The sequence below is a fragment of the Wenyingzhuangia sp. IMCC45574 genome, from assembly GCF_054182685.1.
This window is the reverse complement of the sequence record NZ_CM135169.1, coordinates 1,534,614-1,550,415: the sequence shown is the minus strand read 5'-3', so window position 1 is coordinate 1,550,415 and position 15,802 is coordinate 1,534,614. Positions and strand designations below refer to the sequence as shown.

Below are 15,802 nucleotides of genomic sequence, written 5' to 3'. Positions count from 1 at the left end.
AGGCTCGAATTTAATTATATTAAAATGGCAAAAGAAGTAAGTAAGATTGTAAAATTACAGGTAAAAGGAGGACAAGCAAATCCTTCACCACCAGTAGGTCCTGCTTTAGGTGCTGCCGGAGTTAACATTATGGAGTTCTGTAAGCAGTTTAATGCTAGAACTCAAGACAAACAAGGAAAAGTATTACCAGTTGCTATTACAGTATACAGTGATAAGTCTTTCGAGTTTGTAGTTAAAACTCCACCAGCTGCAGTTCAAATTTTAGAAGCTGCAAAATTAAAAGGAGGATCAGGAGAGCCTAACCGTAAGAAAGTAGCTAACATTAGCTGGGATCAGGTTAAGGCAATCGCAGAAGACAAAATGCCTGACTTAAATGCATTTACAGTTGAGTCAGCAATGAAGATGGTTGCAGGTACTGCAAGATCTATGGGTATAACAGTAAGTGGAGGAGACGCTCCTAATTAATAAACAAATTACGACATGGCAAAATTAACAAAAAAGCAAAAAGAAGCTCAAGCTAAGGTTGACAGTTCTAAAGTTTATTCATTAAGCGAGGCTTCTTCATTAGTAAAAGAAATTACTTCGGCTAATTTTGATGCATCTGTAGATTTAGCTTTACGTTTAGGAGTAGATCCTAGAAAAGCAAATCAAATGGTACGTGGAGTTGTAACATTACCTCACGGAACAGGAAAAGATGTAAAAGTATTAGCATTAGTAACTCCGGATAAAGAAGCGGAAGCTAAAGAAGCTGGAGCTGATTACGTAGGATTAGATGAATATTTAGCAAAAATTAAGTCTGGATGGACGGATGTTGATGTTATTATTACTATGCCTGCAGTAATGGGTAAATTAGGACCGTTAGGACGTATCTTAGGACCAAGAGGTTTAATGCCAAACCCTAAGACTGGTACGGTTACTATGGATGTGAAGAAAGCTGTTTCAGAAGTAAAAGCTGGAAAGATTGACTTTAAAGTAGACAAGACAGGTATTGTACATGCTGCTATAGGTAAAGTTTCTTTCGATGCTGAGAAATTAACTGAAAACGCTAACGAATTAATTCAAACAATCATTAAGTTAAAGCCAACTGCGGCTAAAGGAACATACATTAAGAGTGCATTTATTTCTAGTACTCAGTCTCCTTCAGTTCAGTTAGATACTAAATCGCTTTAATTGCTGTTAAAACTTAAAGACAATGACAAGAGAAGAAAAATTTCAAGTAATTGAAGATTTAACAAGCCAATTAGAGAATAACGGAGTAATCTACATCGCTGATATTTCAGGTTTAGATGCGGCTACTACTTCTAACTTAAGAAGAGCTTGTTTTAAAGCAGATATCCAATTATCTGTAGTGAAAAATACATTGCTAGAAAAAGCAATGGAGAAGTCTGACAAAGACTTTGGTGACTTACCAACAATCTTAAAAGGTAACACTTCTGTTATGTATTCAGAAGTTGGAAATGCACCAGCAAAATTAATTAAAGAATTTCGTAAAACTTCAAAGAACGAGAAGCCTATTTTAAAAGGAGCTTACGTTCAAGAAGCAGTATATGTAGGAAATGATCAGTTAGAAGCACTTGTAAGTATCAAGTCTAAAGACGAGGTTATTGGAGACATCATTACGTTATTACAATCGCCTGCTAAGAACGTTATTTCAGCGTTACAATCAGGAGGTAACAAATTATCTGGTATTGTTAAGACTTTGTCTGAGCGTCCAGAGTAAGCATTGCGCACAAATAAATTAATATAAAAACTTTAAAAAGAACGAAAATGGCAGAATTAAAAGAATTCGCAGAACAATTAGTAAACTTAACTGTAAAAGAAGTTAACGAATTAGCAACTATATTAAAAGACGAGTACGGAATTGAGCCTGCTGCTGCAGCTGTTGCTGTTGCTGGAGGAGGTGCTGCTGGAGCTGGAGAAGCTGCAGAAGAGAAAACTGAATTCGACGTAGTTTTAGTTGAGGCTGGTGCTTCTAAATTAAAAGTTGTTAAAGCTGTTAAAGAATTAACAGGATTAGGGTTAAAAGAAGCTAAAGAATTAGTTGACGGAACTCCATCTAACATCAAAGAAGGAATCGCTAAAGACGAAGCAGAAGGAATCAAAGCTTCTTTAGAAGAAGTAGGTGCAAAAGTAGAGTTAAAGTAATTTTAACTACTTAAAACCTTATAGGTTTAGGTCTTTCCCATTGGGGAAGACCTAAACCATTTTTTGCGTTAAATACTTTCTTTTTTTAACGCACCCAAAAAAAGCTACAAAAAGAAATTAGAATTATTAATTCACACTTAAATTTTTTCACCTTTGGCAACGAAAAATAATACAAGAGTTAACTTTGCCTCAGCTAAATTAAGTACAGAATATCCGGACTTTTTAGATATTCAGATTAAGTCTTTCCAAGACTTTTTCCAGTTGAAAACTAAAGCTGATGAAAGAAGTAATGAAGGTTTGTATAAAACCTTTATGGACAATTTCCCTATTACTGACACTCGTAACAACTTTGTGTTAGAGTTTTTAGATTATTTTGTGGATCCTCCAAGATATTCACTACAAGAATGTATTGAAAGAGGATTGACATACAGTTTACCTTTAAAAGCGAGATTAAAATTATATTGTACGGATCCTGAACATGAGGATTTCGAAACAATTGTACAAGACGTTTACTTAGGAACTATTCCTTACATGACAAACTCTGGTACGTTTATTATAAATGGTGCTGAGCGTGTAATCGTTTCTCAGTTACACCGTTCTCCTGGGGTATTCTTTGGACAGTCGTTCCATGCAAACGGTACAAAATTATATTCAGCAAGAGTAATTCCTTTTAAAGGATCTTGGATTGAATTCGCTACCGATATCAATCAAGTGATGTATGCTTATATTGATAGAAAGAAGAAATTACCTGTTACTACTTTATTCCGTGCAATTGGATTTGAGAGAGATAAGGACATTTTAGAGATCTTTAACTTAGCAGAAGAAGTAAAAGTTTCTAAGTCTGGATTAAAGAAAGTATTAGGACGTAAATTAGCTGCTCGTGTTTTAAGAACATGGTTTGAGGATTTCGTAGACGAAGATACTGGAGAAGTTGTATCTATTGAGCGTAACGAAATTGTATTCGACCGTGATACTATTTTAGAAAAAGAGCACATTGATGAGATTGTTGATACTGGTGTAAAAACAATTTTATTACATAAAGAGGATAATGAGTCTGCAGATTACGCAATTATCCACAACACATTACAAAAAGACCCTACAAACTCTGAAAAAGAAGCTGTAGAGCATATTTATAGACAATTACGTAATGCTGAGCCGCCAGATGAGGAAACTGCAAGAGGAATTATTGAAAAATTATTCTTCTCTGAGCAACGTTACAACTTAGGTGAAGTAGGACGTTTTAGAATGAACAAGAAGTTAGGACTTAACGAATCTTTAGATGAAAAAGTTTTAACTAAGAACGATATTATCACTATTATCAAGAACTTAATAGAGTTGGTAAACTCTAAAGCAGAGATTGATGATATTGACCACTTATCTAACAGACGTGTTCGTACTGTAGGTGAGCAATTAGCTGCACAATTTGGTGTTGGTTTATCTCGTATGGCTCGTACCATTAGAGAAAGAATGAACGTTCGTGATAACGAGGTATTTACACCGATTGACTTGATCAATGCGAAGACTTTATCTTCGGTAATCAACTCTTTCTTTGGAACCAACCAGTTGTCTCAGTTTATGGATCAAACAAACCCATTAGCAGAGATTACACACAAACGTCGTTTATCAGCTTTAGGACCTGGAGGTTTATCTAGAGAGAGAGCAGGATTCGAGGTTCGAGATGTTCACTATACTCACTACGGTCGTTTGTGTCCAATTGAAACTCCGGAAGGACCAAACATTGGATTGATTTCTTCTTTAGCTGTATATGCAAAAGTAAATAACTTAGGATTTATTGAAACTCCATATAGAAAAGTTACAGACGGTAAAGTAAACGAAATTGATGAGCCTAAGTATTTAAGTGCTGAGGAAGAAGAAGGAATGAAGTTTGCACAATCTAACATTGCTATTGGAGATGGAGGAGAGATTATGCCAGAGAAAGTAATTGCAAGAGAGGAAGGAGATTTCCCTGTATCTAATCCACAAGAGATAGACTACATGGACGTTTCTCCAAACCAGATTGCATCTATTTCTGCATCTTTAATTCCTTTCTTAGAGCATGATGATGCCAACCGTGCATTGATGGGATCTAACATGATGAGACAGGCCGTTCCATTATTACGTCCAGAGTCTCCAATTGTAGGTACAGGATTAGAGCGTAGAGTTGCTAAAGATTCAAGAATCTTAATGAATGCTGAAGGAGCAGGAGAAGTAATCTACGTAGATGCAAATAAGATTGTAATTCGTTACGAAAGAACAGAAGATGAAGATGCTGTAAGTTTCGATTCTAATGAAGTAACATACGACTTAATTAAGTTTAGAAAAACAAACCAAGGAACTTCTATTAACTTAAAGCCTATCGTTCGTGTAGGAGATACAGTAGAAGAAGGACAAGTGTTATGTGAAGGGTATGCAACTCAAAAAGGGGAGCTAGCTTTAGGACGTAACATGAAGGTTGCCTTTATGCCTTGGCAAGGATACAACTTTGAGGATGCGATTGTAATTTCTGAAAGAGTTGTAAGAGAAGATATATTTACTTCTATCCATATTGATGAGTACTCATTAGAAGTAAGAGATACAAAATTAGGAGCAGAAGAATTAACAAACGATATTCCAAACGTTTCTGAAGAGGCTACGAAAGACTTAGATGAAAACGGAATGATTCGTATTGGAGCAGAGGTGAAGCCAGGAGATATCTTAATTGGTAAGATTACTCCAAAAGGTGAATCTGATCCTACACCAGAAGAGAAGTTATTACGTGCCATCTTTGGAGACAAAGCAGGAGATGTAAAAGATGCTTCTTTAAAAGCTTCTCCATCATTAAGAGGAGTTGTAATTGGTAAGAAATTATTTAAGAAAGCCGTTAAGGATAAGTCTAAGAGAGTTAGAGATAAAGAGCAAATAGAAGCATTAGAGGCTCAGTTTACTCACGATTTCGAATCTTTAAAAGACACGTTAATTGAGAAGTTATTTACATTAATTACAGGTAAAACATCACAAGGTGTACAAAACGATTTAGGAGAAGAAGTATTCCCTAAAGGAAAGAAGTATACGTTAAAAATGTTAAACTCTGTAACAGACTTTACGCATTTAACAAAAGGTTCTTGGACTACAGATGATCATATCAATGCATTAGTAGGAGAATTAATCCACAACTATAAGATTAAAGTAAGTGACTTACAAGGATCTTTAAGACGTAAGAAATTCGCTATTACTATTGGAGATGAATTACCATCTGGAGTATTAAAATTGGCTAAGATTTACATCGCTAAGAAACGTAAGTTAAAAGTAGGAGATAAGATGGCAGGACGTCACGGTAACAAAGGTATTGTTGCACGTATTGTACGTCAAGAAGAAATGCCATTCTTAGAAGACGGAACACCTGTAGATATTATCTTAAATCCACTAGGGGTACCTTCTCGTATGAACATTGGACAGATTTACGAAACTGTATTAGGATGGGCAGGACAAAACTTAGGTCAGAAATATGCAACACCAATCTTTGATGGAGCAAAATTAGACCAAATTAACGCCTTAACAGACGAAGCAGGAGTACCAAGATTTGGACATACCTATTTATATGACGGTGGAACAGGAGAGCGTTTTGACCAACCAGCATCTGTAGGAGTTATCTACATGATTAAGTTAGGTCACATGATTGATGATAAGATGCACGCACGTTCTATTGGACCTTACTCTTTAATTACGCAACAACCATTAGGAGGTAAAGCTCAGTTTGGAGGTCAGCGTTTTGGAGAAATGGAGGTTTGGGCTCTTGAAGCATATGGAGCATCTAGTATCTTACGTGAAATATTAACAGTTAAGTCTGATGACGTTATTGGTAGAGCTAAAACTTACGAGGCAATCGTAAAAGGTGAGCCAATGCCAGAACCAGGTTTACCAGAATCTTTTAACGTATTAATGCACGAATTGAAAGGTTTAGGATTAGACGTAAGATTAGAAGAGTAGTTTTAAGTACTAAGTTTAAGTACAAAGTAAAAAGTATAAAGTAATGAGTATAGAGTATTGAGTTGAAAATTGTTTAAGACATGTAGCATTGCTACAAAGACTAAATACTCTGTACTAACTACTAAATACTAAAAAAACAAAGAATCATGGCTAGAAATAACGATAAAAACCTAACACAAAAGAAATTTGAAAAAATTTCTATTGGTTTGGCATCACCAGAGTCTATTTTAGAGGCTTCTTCGGGTGAAGTTTTAAAACCAGAAACTATAAACTACCGTACACATAAGCCGGAAAGAGACGGTTTATTCTGTGAGCGTATCTTTGGACCTATCAAAGATTACGAGTGTGCTTGTGGTAAGTATAAGAGAATTAGATATAAGGGAATTGTTTGTGACCGTTGTGGAGTTGAAGTAACTGAGAAAAAAGTTCGTAGAGATAGAGTAGGACACATCAATTTAGTAGTGCCAATTGCACATATTTGGTACTTTAGATCGTTACCTAACAAGATGGGATACTTATTAGGGTTACCATCTAAAAAGTTAGATATGATTATTTACTACGAAAGATACGTAGTAATTCAACCAGGTACAGCTACTCAGTTAGACGGAACTCCATTACAAAAAATGGACTTCTTAACAGAGGAAGAGTACTTAGATATTTTAGAAACTGTTCCTGCAGAGAACCGTTATTTAGATGATGAAGATCCAAATAAATTCATCGCTAAAATGGGAGCTGAGTGTTTAATTGAGTTATTAGATCGTATCGATTTAGATGGATTGTCATACGAATTAAGACACAAAGCGAATACAGAAACTTCTAAGCAACGTAAAACAGAAGCGTTAAAGCGTTTAAATGTTGTAGAAGCTTTCCGTGAGTCTCAAAAGAACAGAGATAACAATCCTTCTTGGATGATCTTAAAGGCAATTCCGGTAATTCCACCAGAATTACGTCCTTTAGTACCATTAGATGGAGGTCGTTTTGCTACTTCAGATTTAAATGACTTGTACCGTCGTGTTATTATCCGTAACAACCGTTTAAAGCGTTTGGTAGAGATCCAAGCACCAGATGTTATTTTACGTAACGAAAAACGTATGTTACAAGAATCTGTAGATTCATTATTTGATAACACACGTAAGTCTTCTGCTGTAAAAACTGAATCTAACAGACCGTTAAAGTCTTTATCTGATTCATTAAAAGGTAAGCAAGGACGTTTCCGTCAAAACTTATTAGGTAAGCGTGTGGATTATTCTGCTCGTTCTGTAATTGTTGTAGGGCCTACAATGAAATTATCAGAGTGTGGTTTACCTAAAGATATGGCAGCTGAATTGTACAAACCATTTATCATTCGTAAGTTAATTGAGCGTGGTGTTGTAAAAACAGTAAAGTCTGCTAAGAAAATAATAGACAAAAAAGAGCCAGTTGTTTGGGATATTTTAGAAAATGTAATTAAAGGACACCCAGTTTTATTAAACCGTGCCCCTACGTTACACCGTTTAGGTATCCAAGCATTCCAACCTAAATTAATAGAAGGAAAAGCAATCCAGTTACACCCATTAGTATGTTCTGCCTTTAACGCGGATTTCGATGGGGATCAGATGGCGGTTCACTTACCATTAGGACCAGAGGCTATTTTAGAAGCTCAAATGTTATTGTTAGGGTCTCATTCTATTTTGAACCCTGCCAACGGAGCACCTATTGCAGTACCTTCTCAGGATATGGTATTAGGACTTTATTACATGACTAAATTACGTGTAACTGATGAAGATTATACAGTAAAAGGTCAGGGATTAACGTTCTATTCTCCAGAAGAAGTAACAATTGCATACAACGAAAAAGCAATAGACTTAAATGCTGGTATCAAAGTTAGAACTCAAGATATTGATGAAAACGGAGAGCAAGTAACTAAGATTATTGAAACTACTGTAGGTAGAATATTGTTTAACGAACACGTTCCACCAGCAGCAGGATATATTAACGAAGTATTAACTAAGAAATCTTTACGTGGAATTATTGCTAGAGTATTAAAAGCAACAGATATTCCTACAACAGGTAAATTCTTAGATGATATTAAGAACTTAGGATTTGGATTTGCATTCCGTGGAGGATTGTCATTCTCATTAGGGGATATTATTATTCCTGCTGAGAAGAAGCAAATGATTGCTGATGCAAATGCAGAAGTAGATGTAATTATCCAAAACTATAACATGGGTATGTTAACGAACAAAGAGCGTTACAACCAGGTTATTGATATTTGGGGATCTACAAACAACCAGTTGACAGAATTGTCGATGAAGCGTTTAAGAGAAGACAAGCAAGGATTTAACTCTGTATTTATGATGTTAGATTCTGGAGCCCGTGGATCTAAAGAGCAAATTCGTCAGTTAACAGGTATGCGTGGATTAATGGCAAAGCCTAAAAAATCTACTGCATCAGGAGGAGAAATTATTGAAAACCCGATTTTATCGAACTTTAAGGAAGGTTTATCAATTTTAGAGTACTTTATTTCTACACACGGTGCCCGTAAGGGACTTGCCGATACGGCCTTAAAAACTGCCGATGCAGGATACTTAACACGTCGTTTGGTAGATGTTGCTCAAGACGTTATTATTAACGAAGACAACTGTGGTACTTTAAGAGGATTAGAAGTTTCTCCATTAAAGAAAAACGATGAGATTGTAGAGTCATTAAGCGAGCGTATTACTGGTCGTGTGGCTTTACACGATGTTAAAGACCCAGTTAATCACGAAGTGATTGTTTCTGCAGGAGTACAGATTACAGAAAAATTAGCGCAAGCAATTGAAGAATCTGGATTAGACTCTGTAGAAGTACGTTCTCCATTAACTTGTGAATCTAAGAGAGGTATTTGTGCTAAGTGTTACGGACAATCGTTATCTACTAAGAACAAAGTTCAAATTGGAGAATCTGTTGGTGTAATTGCAGCACAGTCTGTAGGGGAACCAGGAACACAGTTAACATTACGTACATTCCACGTTGGAGGGGTAGCAGGTAACGTATCAGAAGATAACAAGTTAGTTGCTAAGTTTAGCGGTAAATTAGTTATTGATGATTTAGATACAGTAACAGGAAAAGATCCTAACGGTGAAGCAGTAGAGATTGTAATTTCTCGTACAGCAGAAGCTAAGATTTTAGATGATAAGATTGGAACTGTATTAAGTACTACTGTAATTCCTTATGGTTCTTACATCTTTGTAAAAGGTAAAGATACAATAGACAAAGGAGATGCTATCTGTCAGTGGGATCCATTTAACGGTGTAATTGTTTCTAAGTTTGGAGGTAAAGTTGAATTTGAAGATTTAGAGCAAGGAATTAACTTTGCTGTAGAGATTGATGAGCAAACTGGATTCCAAGAGAAAGTAATTACTGAATCTAAAGATAAAAAGAAGATTCCTGCAATCTTAATTAAAGATGCATCGGGAGAAACTTTACGTTCTTACTCATTACCTTTAGGAGCACACTTAATGGTAGAAGACGGAGAAGCTATAGAAGCTGGTAAAATTTTAGTTAAGATTCCTCGTAAGTCTGGTAAGGCTGGGGATATTACAGGAGGTTTACCACGTGTAACAGAATTATTCGAAGCACGTAACCCTTCTAACCCTGCTGTTGTTGCTGAAACTGATGGAGTTGTTACTTTTGGTAAGATTAAGCGTGGTAACCGTGAGATTATTGTAGAGTCTAAGTTTGGAGACATTAAGAAATACTTAATTAAGTTATCTAACCAAATCTTAGTACAAGAGAATGATTATGTAAAAGCAGGTATGCCTTTATCTGATGGTTCTACTACTCCAGAAGATATCTTAAGAATTCAAGGTCCTTCTAAAGTACAAGAGTACATTGTAAACGAAATCCAAGAGGTATACCGTTTACAAGGGGTAAAAATTAACGATAAGCATTTTGAGGTAATTGTACGTCAGATGATGCGTAAAGTAAGAATTATTGATTCTGGAGATACTTTATTCTTAGAGAACTCATTAGTACATAAGAATGACTTTATTGAGAAGAACGATGATATTTACGGAATGAAGATGGTTGAAGATGCTGGAGATTCTGAAACTTACAAAGATGGTCAGATGATTTCTGCTCGTCAGTTAAGAGATGAAAACTCTAGGTTGAAACGTGAAGACAAAGCATTGATCCAAGCAAGAGATGCAAGACCAGCTACTGCTGAGCAAATCTTACAAGGTATTACAAGAGCTTCACTTCAAACGAAGTCGTTTATTTCTGCTGCATCGTTCCAGGAAACTACTAAAGTATTAAACGAAGCTGCTGTTAGCGGTAAGATTGATTACTTAGAAGGATTAAAAGAAAACGTTATTGTTGGTAAGAAGATTCCTGCTGGTACAGGTATGAGAATCTACAACAATATGGTTGTTGGTCCTAAAGATGAAATAGAAAAAAGTTTTGAAGAGTAATCTTTAATACATTTTGATATAAAAATCAGCTTCTAATTTTAGAAGCTGATTTTTTTTGTTAAAAACAAATAGTAAATTACACCAAGAAAGTAAAACACCATAAAGATGGAAGAAGCAAAAGAGCAAGAAGGAAATATCAATATAGAATTATCTCCAGAAATGGCGGAGGGAACTTATTCTAATTTGGCAATTATAAATCATTCTAATTCTGAATTTGTAGTTGATTTTGTAAATATTATGCCAGGTTTACCAAAAGCGAAAGTAAAATCTAGAATTATATTAACGCCACAACACGCCAAAAGATTGGCACAAGCTTTAATAGATAATATCAACCGTTTTGAAGCCCAGGTTGGTGAGATTAAGGAGTTTGAACAACAAGATTACCCAATTAATTTTGGACCTGTTGGAGAAGCTTAAACAAGATTATTATATCGTCCTTTTAGTACTTTTTTTATCTGCTAAGTTAACAGCGCAAAGTACCATAGAAACTATTGGAGATGTTGCTTTGTACACATCGCCAGCAGCAATATTGGGTGTTGCTCTTATAGAAAAAGATAAAGAAGGTTTAAAGATGTATGCAAAAGGTTTTGCCTTAAATACAGTAGTTACCTTAGGATTAAAAGAACTGATAAAAAAGAGAAGGCCTAATGGAGAAGATTTAAAATCTTTTCCATCGGGTCATACTTCAGCTACTTTTCAGGCAGCAGCTTATCTTCAAAAACGTTATGGTTGGGGCTATGGTGTGCCAGCATATTTAGTAGCTTCTTATACAGGCTTTAGTAGAGTGTATTCTGACAAACATTTTATAGAAGATACACTAGTTGGTGCATCTATAGGTATAGTGTCTTCTTACCTTTTTACACGAAAGAAAGATAAAAATAGTACGACTATTTTTTCTTTTCAAAAGATAGATAATGGTTTGTTATTTAGTTATAACTATCGTTTTTAACTTATTGTAGAAGTACTAAATTTTGCCCTATTTTAATAACACTGCTAGGCTTTATAGCGTTTGTTTTGCAAATACTAGCTATAGATACACTGTATTTGTGTGAAATTCTAGAAAGTGTATCTCCTCTTTTAACTGTATAGAATATTTTAGTTTTGGCCTCGCTTGCAATCGCTTCATTTTTAGAAGCGTACAATTGTATTTTGCTCTGCCTGGTAGAACGATGAAAATAAGGGGTTGCCCAATATTTAGGAACCCAGTTGTTTTGCTGTCTTATTTTGTTGCTTTCATCAAAACTAAAAAGTATTTCTGGATTTATGGAAACACCTTTATAATGTACTTCTAAGTGTAGATGACTTCCTGTAGAATGTCCTGTGTTTCCACCTTTACCAATAACCTGTCCTTTTTTAACAGTATCATTTACCTTTACAAGGTACTTAGATAAATGTGCATAGACGGTTTCCAAACCATTTTCGTGTCTAACAACAATTGTTTTACCGTGACCTGAGTGGTATTTTACATATCTAATTTTACCAGGTAAGATAGCAAATACGCTATCTCCGGTTATTAAATCTATATCTATACCTTTATGTGCTCTTCTGTTTCGCCAACCATATCTAGAAGTAATTACTTTTTTTCTAGGAATGGGAGAATGGTATAAAGAATCTTTAAAGCTGATGTGTATAGGAAACTGAACACTGTTTTTTTTATACGGATTGTATGTAGTGTTACTCCAAGAAGTTGTGTAGTTGTTTATAGCTACACTAGTTACAATGGTATCAAAAGGATAAGAAAGCGTATCCAATGTTTTAAACTTAATAGCATGTTGACCATATAGGTTGGCTGAGATCATTACAAAACTCAAAATTTTAAATCCTCTATAGAGTTTACTAGATATAGAATGCATGAATAAAATAATTTTGCTACAAATATAAACTATAAAAATAGTTTAAACTATTTTTATAGTTGTTTTTTAGACTCCTCTATTTACAATAAGCTTGTAAAAAAAGCCTCAATAACAAACGTTATTAAGGCTTTAAGATTGTATGTGTTTTTATTTTTTTTTTAGAATGGCACGTCATCATCTGGTGGAGAATCAGGTGTTACCGGAGCATCAAACGCATCGCTAGGTGTAATACTGCTTGCAATTTCGTTAAAGCTACTATTCATAGACGACTCTAATTGTCCTCCAAAATCTTCTTCCAAATCGGAGAATTTTGCTAAATGACCAGTAAATTTTAAACGGATATTGTCCAATCCACCGTTACGGTGTTTTGCAACAATAAACTCTCCTTGTCCCTCACATGGTGAATGATCATCATCATCCCACTCTGTCATACCATAATATTCAGGACGGAAAATAAACGATACAATATCGGCATCCTGCTCAATCGCTCCAGATTCACGTAAATCAGAAAGTAGAGGTCGTTTACTACCACCACGAGTTTCTACCGAACGTGATAACTGAGAAAGTGCAATAACAGGAATGTTTAATTCTTTAGCCAATGCTTTTAAGTTACGCGATATCATAGAGATTTCTTGTTCACGGTTTCCGTTAGCAGCACCTCCAGCAGTCATTAACTGCAAGTAGTCAATTACAATAATTTGGATATCGTGCTGAGACTTTAGTCTTCGTGCTTTTGCTCTTAAATCGAAAATAGAAAGCGATGGAGTATCGTCAATAAATATAGGAGCTTCTGTTAAGTTTTTAACTTTAATATTCAGCTGTTCCCACTCGTGCGGCTCTAAGGTTCCTTTTCTTAATTTTTCTGATGACAGTCCTGTTTCCGAAGAAATCATACGTGTAATTAACTGTACGGATGACATCTCTAGAGAGAAAACAGCAACACCACTATTAAAATCAATAGCCATGTTTTTAGCCATGGAAATTACAAATGCCGTTTTTCCCATACCAGGACGGGCTGCAATAATAATTAAATCCGAAGGTTGCCAACCAGAGGTAAGAGCATCTAATTTGGTAAAACCTGTTTGCAGTCCAGACATTCCTTCTTTACCTCCCATTTCTTCAATCTTCTTTAATGCTTGACGAACTAAAGAATCGGATTTTTCGGAGCTTTTCTTTAAGTTTCCTTGCGTAACCTCAAAAAACTTAGTTTCTGCCATATCTAACAAATCAAATACATCGGCAGTTTCATCGTAAGAGTTCTCTATAATTTCACTACTTATGCTAATTAATTGTCGTTGTATGTATTTCTGTAAAATAATACGCGCATGGAATTCAATATGGGCAGAAGAAGATACTTTTTGTGTTAAACCAATTAGGTAAAAATCACCTCCTACAAAACTTAACTTTCCATCCTTTTTTAACTGGTTAGAGACTGTTAATAAGTCAATTGGTTCAGAATTTTGGAACAAAGTATGGATAGCTTCATAAATGGCTTGATGTTGTTCTTTGTAAAAAGCGTCTGCATGTAAAATATCAATTACAGCATCTATCCCTTTTTTATCAATCATCATAGCACCCAGAGCAGCTTCCTCCATATCTACTGCCTGTGGTGGTATTTTTCCTTGTGCTAAGTTTACAACTTTACTGTCGTCTACCTTTTGTTTTTTAAAGTTTTTCGTCTGTTCCATGGACGAGCAAATTTAATCGATATTATCTATTTAAAGGGAAAATTAGGAAGAAAAACTAATTGACAATTGAGTTGATAACTTAGGTTGGTTGTTAATAACTTTTTAATGAGCTCAGTGAACAATGAACTTGCATGGAATATTTCTTAATGATTTTTTGAAGTAGATGTGCATTCGTTTTGATATTGAAGGATGTATCTTTGTTTTTTCAAAAATTATAGGGATGAACTTAGCAGAGGTAAAATTAATTGTATCAGATATGGATGGAACTTTATTGAATTCTGACCATGAAGTGAGCGAACTTTTTTTTAGACAATTTAAAGCTTTAAAAGAGAGAGGGATACAGTTTGTGGCAGCAAGTGGAAGACAGTATTACAGTATTGTAGACAAGTTAGGTTCTATTAAAGAAGATATTATTGTAGTTGCAGAAAACGGAGCTTATGTGGTTGCTAACAACAAAGAGTTATTTGTAAATGCTTTTAAATCTGAAGATGCCAAAAACTTTATAAAAGTAGCACAAGAAATTCCGGGAATTTATTTGGTGTTGGCAGGAAAGAAAAAAGCATACTATCTAAAAGGAAATCCAGCGTTAGAGGCTGTAGTGTCTGAGTATTATAGTGAGTACGAGTTATTAGATAATTTTGATGAGTTACCAGACGATGACATATTAAAACTTGCAATACATCATTCCGAAGGATCTGAGGCAAATATTTATCCTTATGTAGAAAAATATGCAGGAGAATGGCAAGTAAAAGTATCGGGAGAATTTTGGGTAGATATTGCTTTGCCTACCAATCATAAAGGAAATGCTGTAGAGAGAATTCAAGAAGAAATGGGAATTACAGCGGCTGAAACTATGGCTTTTGGAGATTATATGAACGATGTAGAGATGTTAAAAAAATCTAAGTATAGTTTTGCAATGGAAAACGCACATCCCAAAGTAAAAGAAATAGCCAATTACGGTACGTCTTCTAACGATGAAAATGGGGTAGAGGCAGTAATAGAAAAATTAATTGGAGAATTTTAAATTATTCGTCAGTATATTCATGAAGGAGGTAAAAGAATACATGCTCACTATTTCCAAAACGCGTGATTAATTTTTTCCAAGCTTTAGGGCTAAAGGTAAACTCGTTTCCTGTGTTATCTTCATAGGTCCAATAGTTTTTGAATCCAATCTCAAGAGTGGCTTCAAAAGAATTGTACTCATATTCAATTTCCCCTTTTTTATTTTTCTTAAAGATTTCATTGGTATGATGTGAACTAATTTCATAGACTTCATTATCAAAGATATCGGTATAGCTTACTGTTTTTTCTTTGGTGTTTAAATCCTTAATAATTTCTTTATCAAAAATATCTACTTCATAAGACATTTTAATATTGTGTGTACGTTTATGTTCTCTAATAAGGGACTTAAAGAATAGTGTTTTAACCTTTTTGTTTTTTAGAATATTTGGATAGTATTTTAATACATATTCTTTATTAAGCGTTAATTTGTTTTTGTTACTATCGGTAAAAGTAAAATCATTAAAAATGTCGTCTTCTAGAGTTGCAGAATAGTGATTGCTATTAGAGGAAAAATCTAAATTACCTCTTGCATCTTCACAAATTATTTGAGCGTTTGATTGTACTGATATAAGTAAAACAATAAAAAGTATTTTTTTAATCATAGGATGTTTTTTTAAATCTTTTTCAAAAATCAAACCAAACTAAAGAGGAATTAAAA

Annotated in this window: 12 protein-coding genes; 9 read left to right on the top strand and 3 right to left on the bottom strand. The window is 34.7% G+C overall.

The window, feature by feature from the left end:
* The first annotated feature begins 24 nt into the window (after positions 1–24).
* The 8 genes from rplK to ACXHHC_RS06460 all read left to right on the top strand — a co-directional run bounded on the left by rplK (position 25) and on the right by ACXHHC_RS06460 (position 11,490).
* On the top strand, positions 25–465 hold the full coding sequence (gene rplK / locus ACXHHC_RS06495; protein ID WP_458228824.1) for a 50S ribosomal protein L11: 441 nt from the start codon (positions 25–27) through the stop codon (positions 463–465).
* Positions 466–480: 15 nt separating this feature from the next.
* Positions 481–1,170, top strand: a complete 690-nt coding sequence (gene rplA / locus ACXHHC_RS06490; RefSeq protein ID WP_458228823.1) for a 50S ribosomal protein L1 — start codon at positions 481–483, stop codon at positions 1,168–1,170.
* A gap of 22 nt (positions 1,171–1,192) precedes the next feature.
* Positions 1,193–1,720, top strand: a complete 528-nt coding sequence (gene rplJ / locus ACXHHC_RS06485) for a 50S ribosomal protein L10 (RefSeq protein WP_458228822.1) — start codon at positions 1,193–1,195, stop codon at positions 1,718–1,720.
* Positions 1,721–1,767: 47 nt separating this feature from the next.
* Positions 1,768–2,145, top strand: a complete 378-nt coding sequence (gene rplL / locus ACXHHC_RS06480; RefSeq protein ID WP_458228821.1) for a 50S ribosomal protein L7/L12 — start codon at positions 1,768–1,770, stop codon at positions 2,143–2,145.
* Between the two features lie 153 nt (positions 2,146–2,298).
* Complete coding sequence (gene rpoB / locus ACXHHC_RS06475; RefSeq protein ID WP_458228820.1) at positions 2,299–6,111, top strand: DNA-directed RNA polymerase subunit beta; 3,813 nt, start codon at positions 2,299–2,301, stop codon at positions 6,109–6,111.
* A gap of 146 nt (positions 6,112–6,257) precedes the next feature.
* Entirely contained in the window at positions 6,258–10,541 is a 4,284-nt protein-coding gene (gene rpoC / locus ACXHHC_RS06470; protein ID WP_458228819.1) for a DNA-directed RNA polymerase subunit beta', read from the top strand.
* 105 nt (positions 10,542–10,646) lie between these two features.
* Positions 10,647–10,958 (top strand): DUF3467 domain-containing protein, encoded by a 312-nt coding sequence (locus ACXHHC_RS06465; RefSeq protein WP_458228818.1) that lies wholly within the window; start codon positions 10,647–10,649, stop codon positions 10,956–10,958.
* Positions 10,945–11,490, top strand: a complete 546-nt coding sequence (locus tag ACXHHC_RS06460) for a phosphatase PAP2 family protein (protein ID WP_458228817.1) — start codon at positions 10,945–10,947, stop codon at positions 11,488–11,490. Before ACXHHC_RS06465 ends, ACXHHC_RS06460 begins: the two co-directional genes overlap by 14 nt.
* A gap of 1 nt (position 11,491) precedes the next feature.
* On the opposite strand, the gene ACXHHC_RS06455 is transcribed toward ACXHHC_RS06460, so the two are convergent.
* Complete coding sequence (locus ACXHHC_RS06455; protein WP_458228816.1) at positions 11,492–12,394, bottom strand: peptidoglycan DD-metalloendopeptidase family protein; 903 nt, start codon at positions 12,392–12,394, stop codon at positions 11,492–11,494.
* 158 nt (positions 12,395–12,552) lie between these two features.
* Entirely contained in the window at positions 12,553–14,082 is a 1,530-nt protein-coding gene (dnaB, locus tag ACXHHC_RS06450) for a replicative DNA helicase (RefSeq protein ID WP_458228815.1), read from the bottom strand.
* Between the two features lie 220 nt (positions 14,083–14,302).
* Between dnaB and ACXHHC_RS06445 the strand changes: the two genes are divergently transcribed.
* Positions 14,303–15,106: an HAD family hydrolase gene (locus tag ACXHHC_RS06445; RefSeq protein WP_458228814.1), complete on the top strand. Its 804-nt coding sequence runs from the start codon at positions 14,303–14,305 to the stop codon at positions 15,104–15,106.
* Between the two features lies 1 nt (position 15,107).
* Here the strand turns inward: ACXHHC_RS06445 and ACXHHC_RS06440 are convergent, their stop codons facing one another.
* The gene (locus tag ACXHHC_RS06440) at positions 15,108–15,746 is read right to left on the bottom strand and encodes a hypothetical protein (RefSeq protein ID WP_458228813.1); all 639 of its coding nucleotides are present in this window, start codon (positions 15,744–15,746) and stop codon (positions 15,108–15,110) included.
* Between the last annotated feature and the right edge of the window lie 56 nt (positions 15,747–15,802).

Excerpts from the sequence above, each read along its gene's own strand:
- rpoC (WP_458228819.1), top strand. The coding sequence starts at position 6,258 with ATGGCTAGAAATAACGATAAAAACCTAACACAAAAGAAATTTGAAAAA.
- ACXHHC_RS06455 (WP_458228816.1), bottom strand. The coding sequence starts at position 12,394 with ATGCATTCTATATCTAGTAAACTCTATAGAGGATTTAAAATTTTGAGT.
- rplL (WP_458228821.1), top strand. The coding sequence starts at position 1,768 with ATGGCAGAATTAAAAGAATTCGCAGAACAATTAGTAAACTTAACTGTA.
- rplJ (WP_458228822.1), top strand. The coding sequence starts at position 1,193 with ATGACAAGAGAAGAAAAATTTCAAGTAATTGAAGATTTAACAAGCCAA.
- rplK (WP_458228824.1), top strand. The coding sequence starts at position 25 with ATGGCAAAAGAAGTAAGTAAGATTGTAAAATTACAGGTAAAAGGAGGA.
- rplA (WP_458228823.1), top strand. The coding sequence starts at position 481 with ATGGCAAAATTAACAAAAAAGCAAAAAGAAGCTCAAGCTAAGGTTGAC.
- ACXHHC_RS06445 (WP_458228814.1), top strand. The coding sequence starts at position 14,303 with ATGAACTTAGCAGAGGTAAAATTAATTGTATCAGATATGGATGGAACT.
- dnaB (WP_458228815.1), bottom strand. The coding sequence starts at position 14,082 with ATGGAACAGACGAAAAACTTTAAAAAACAAAAGGTAGACGACAGTAAA.
- ACXHHC_RS06440 (WP_458228813.1), bottom strand. The coding sequence starts at position 15,746 with ATGATTAAAAAAATACTTTTTATTGTTTTACTTATATCAGTACAATCA.
- ACXHHC_RS06465 (WP_458228818.1), top strand. The coding sequence starts at position 10,647 with ATGGAAGAAGCAAAAGAGCAAGAAGGAAATATCAATATAGAATTATCT.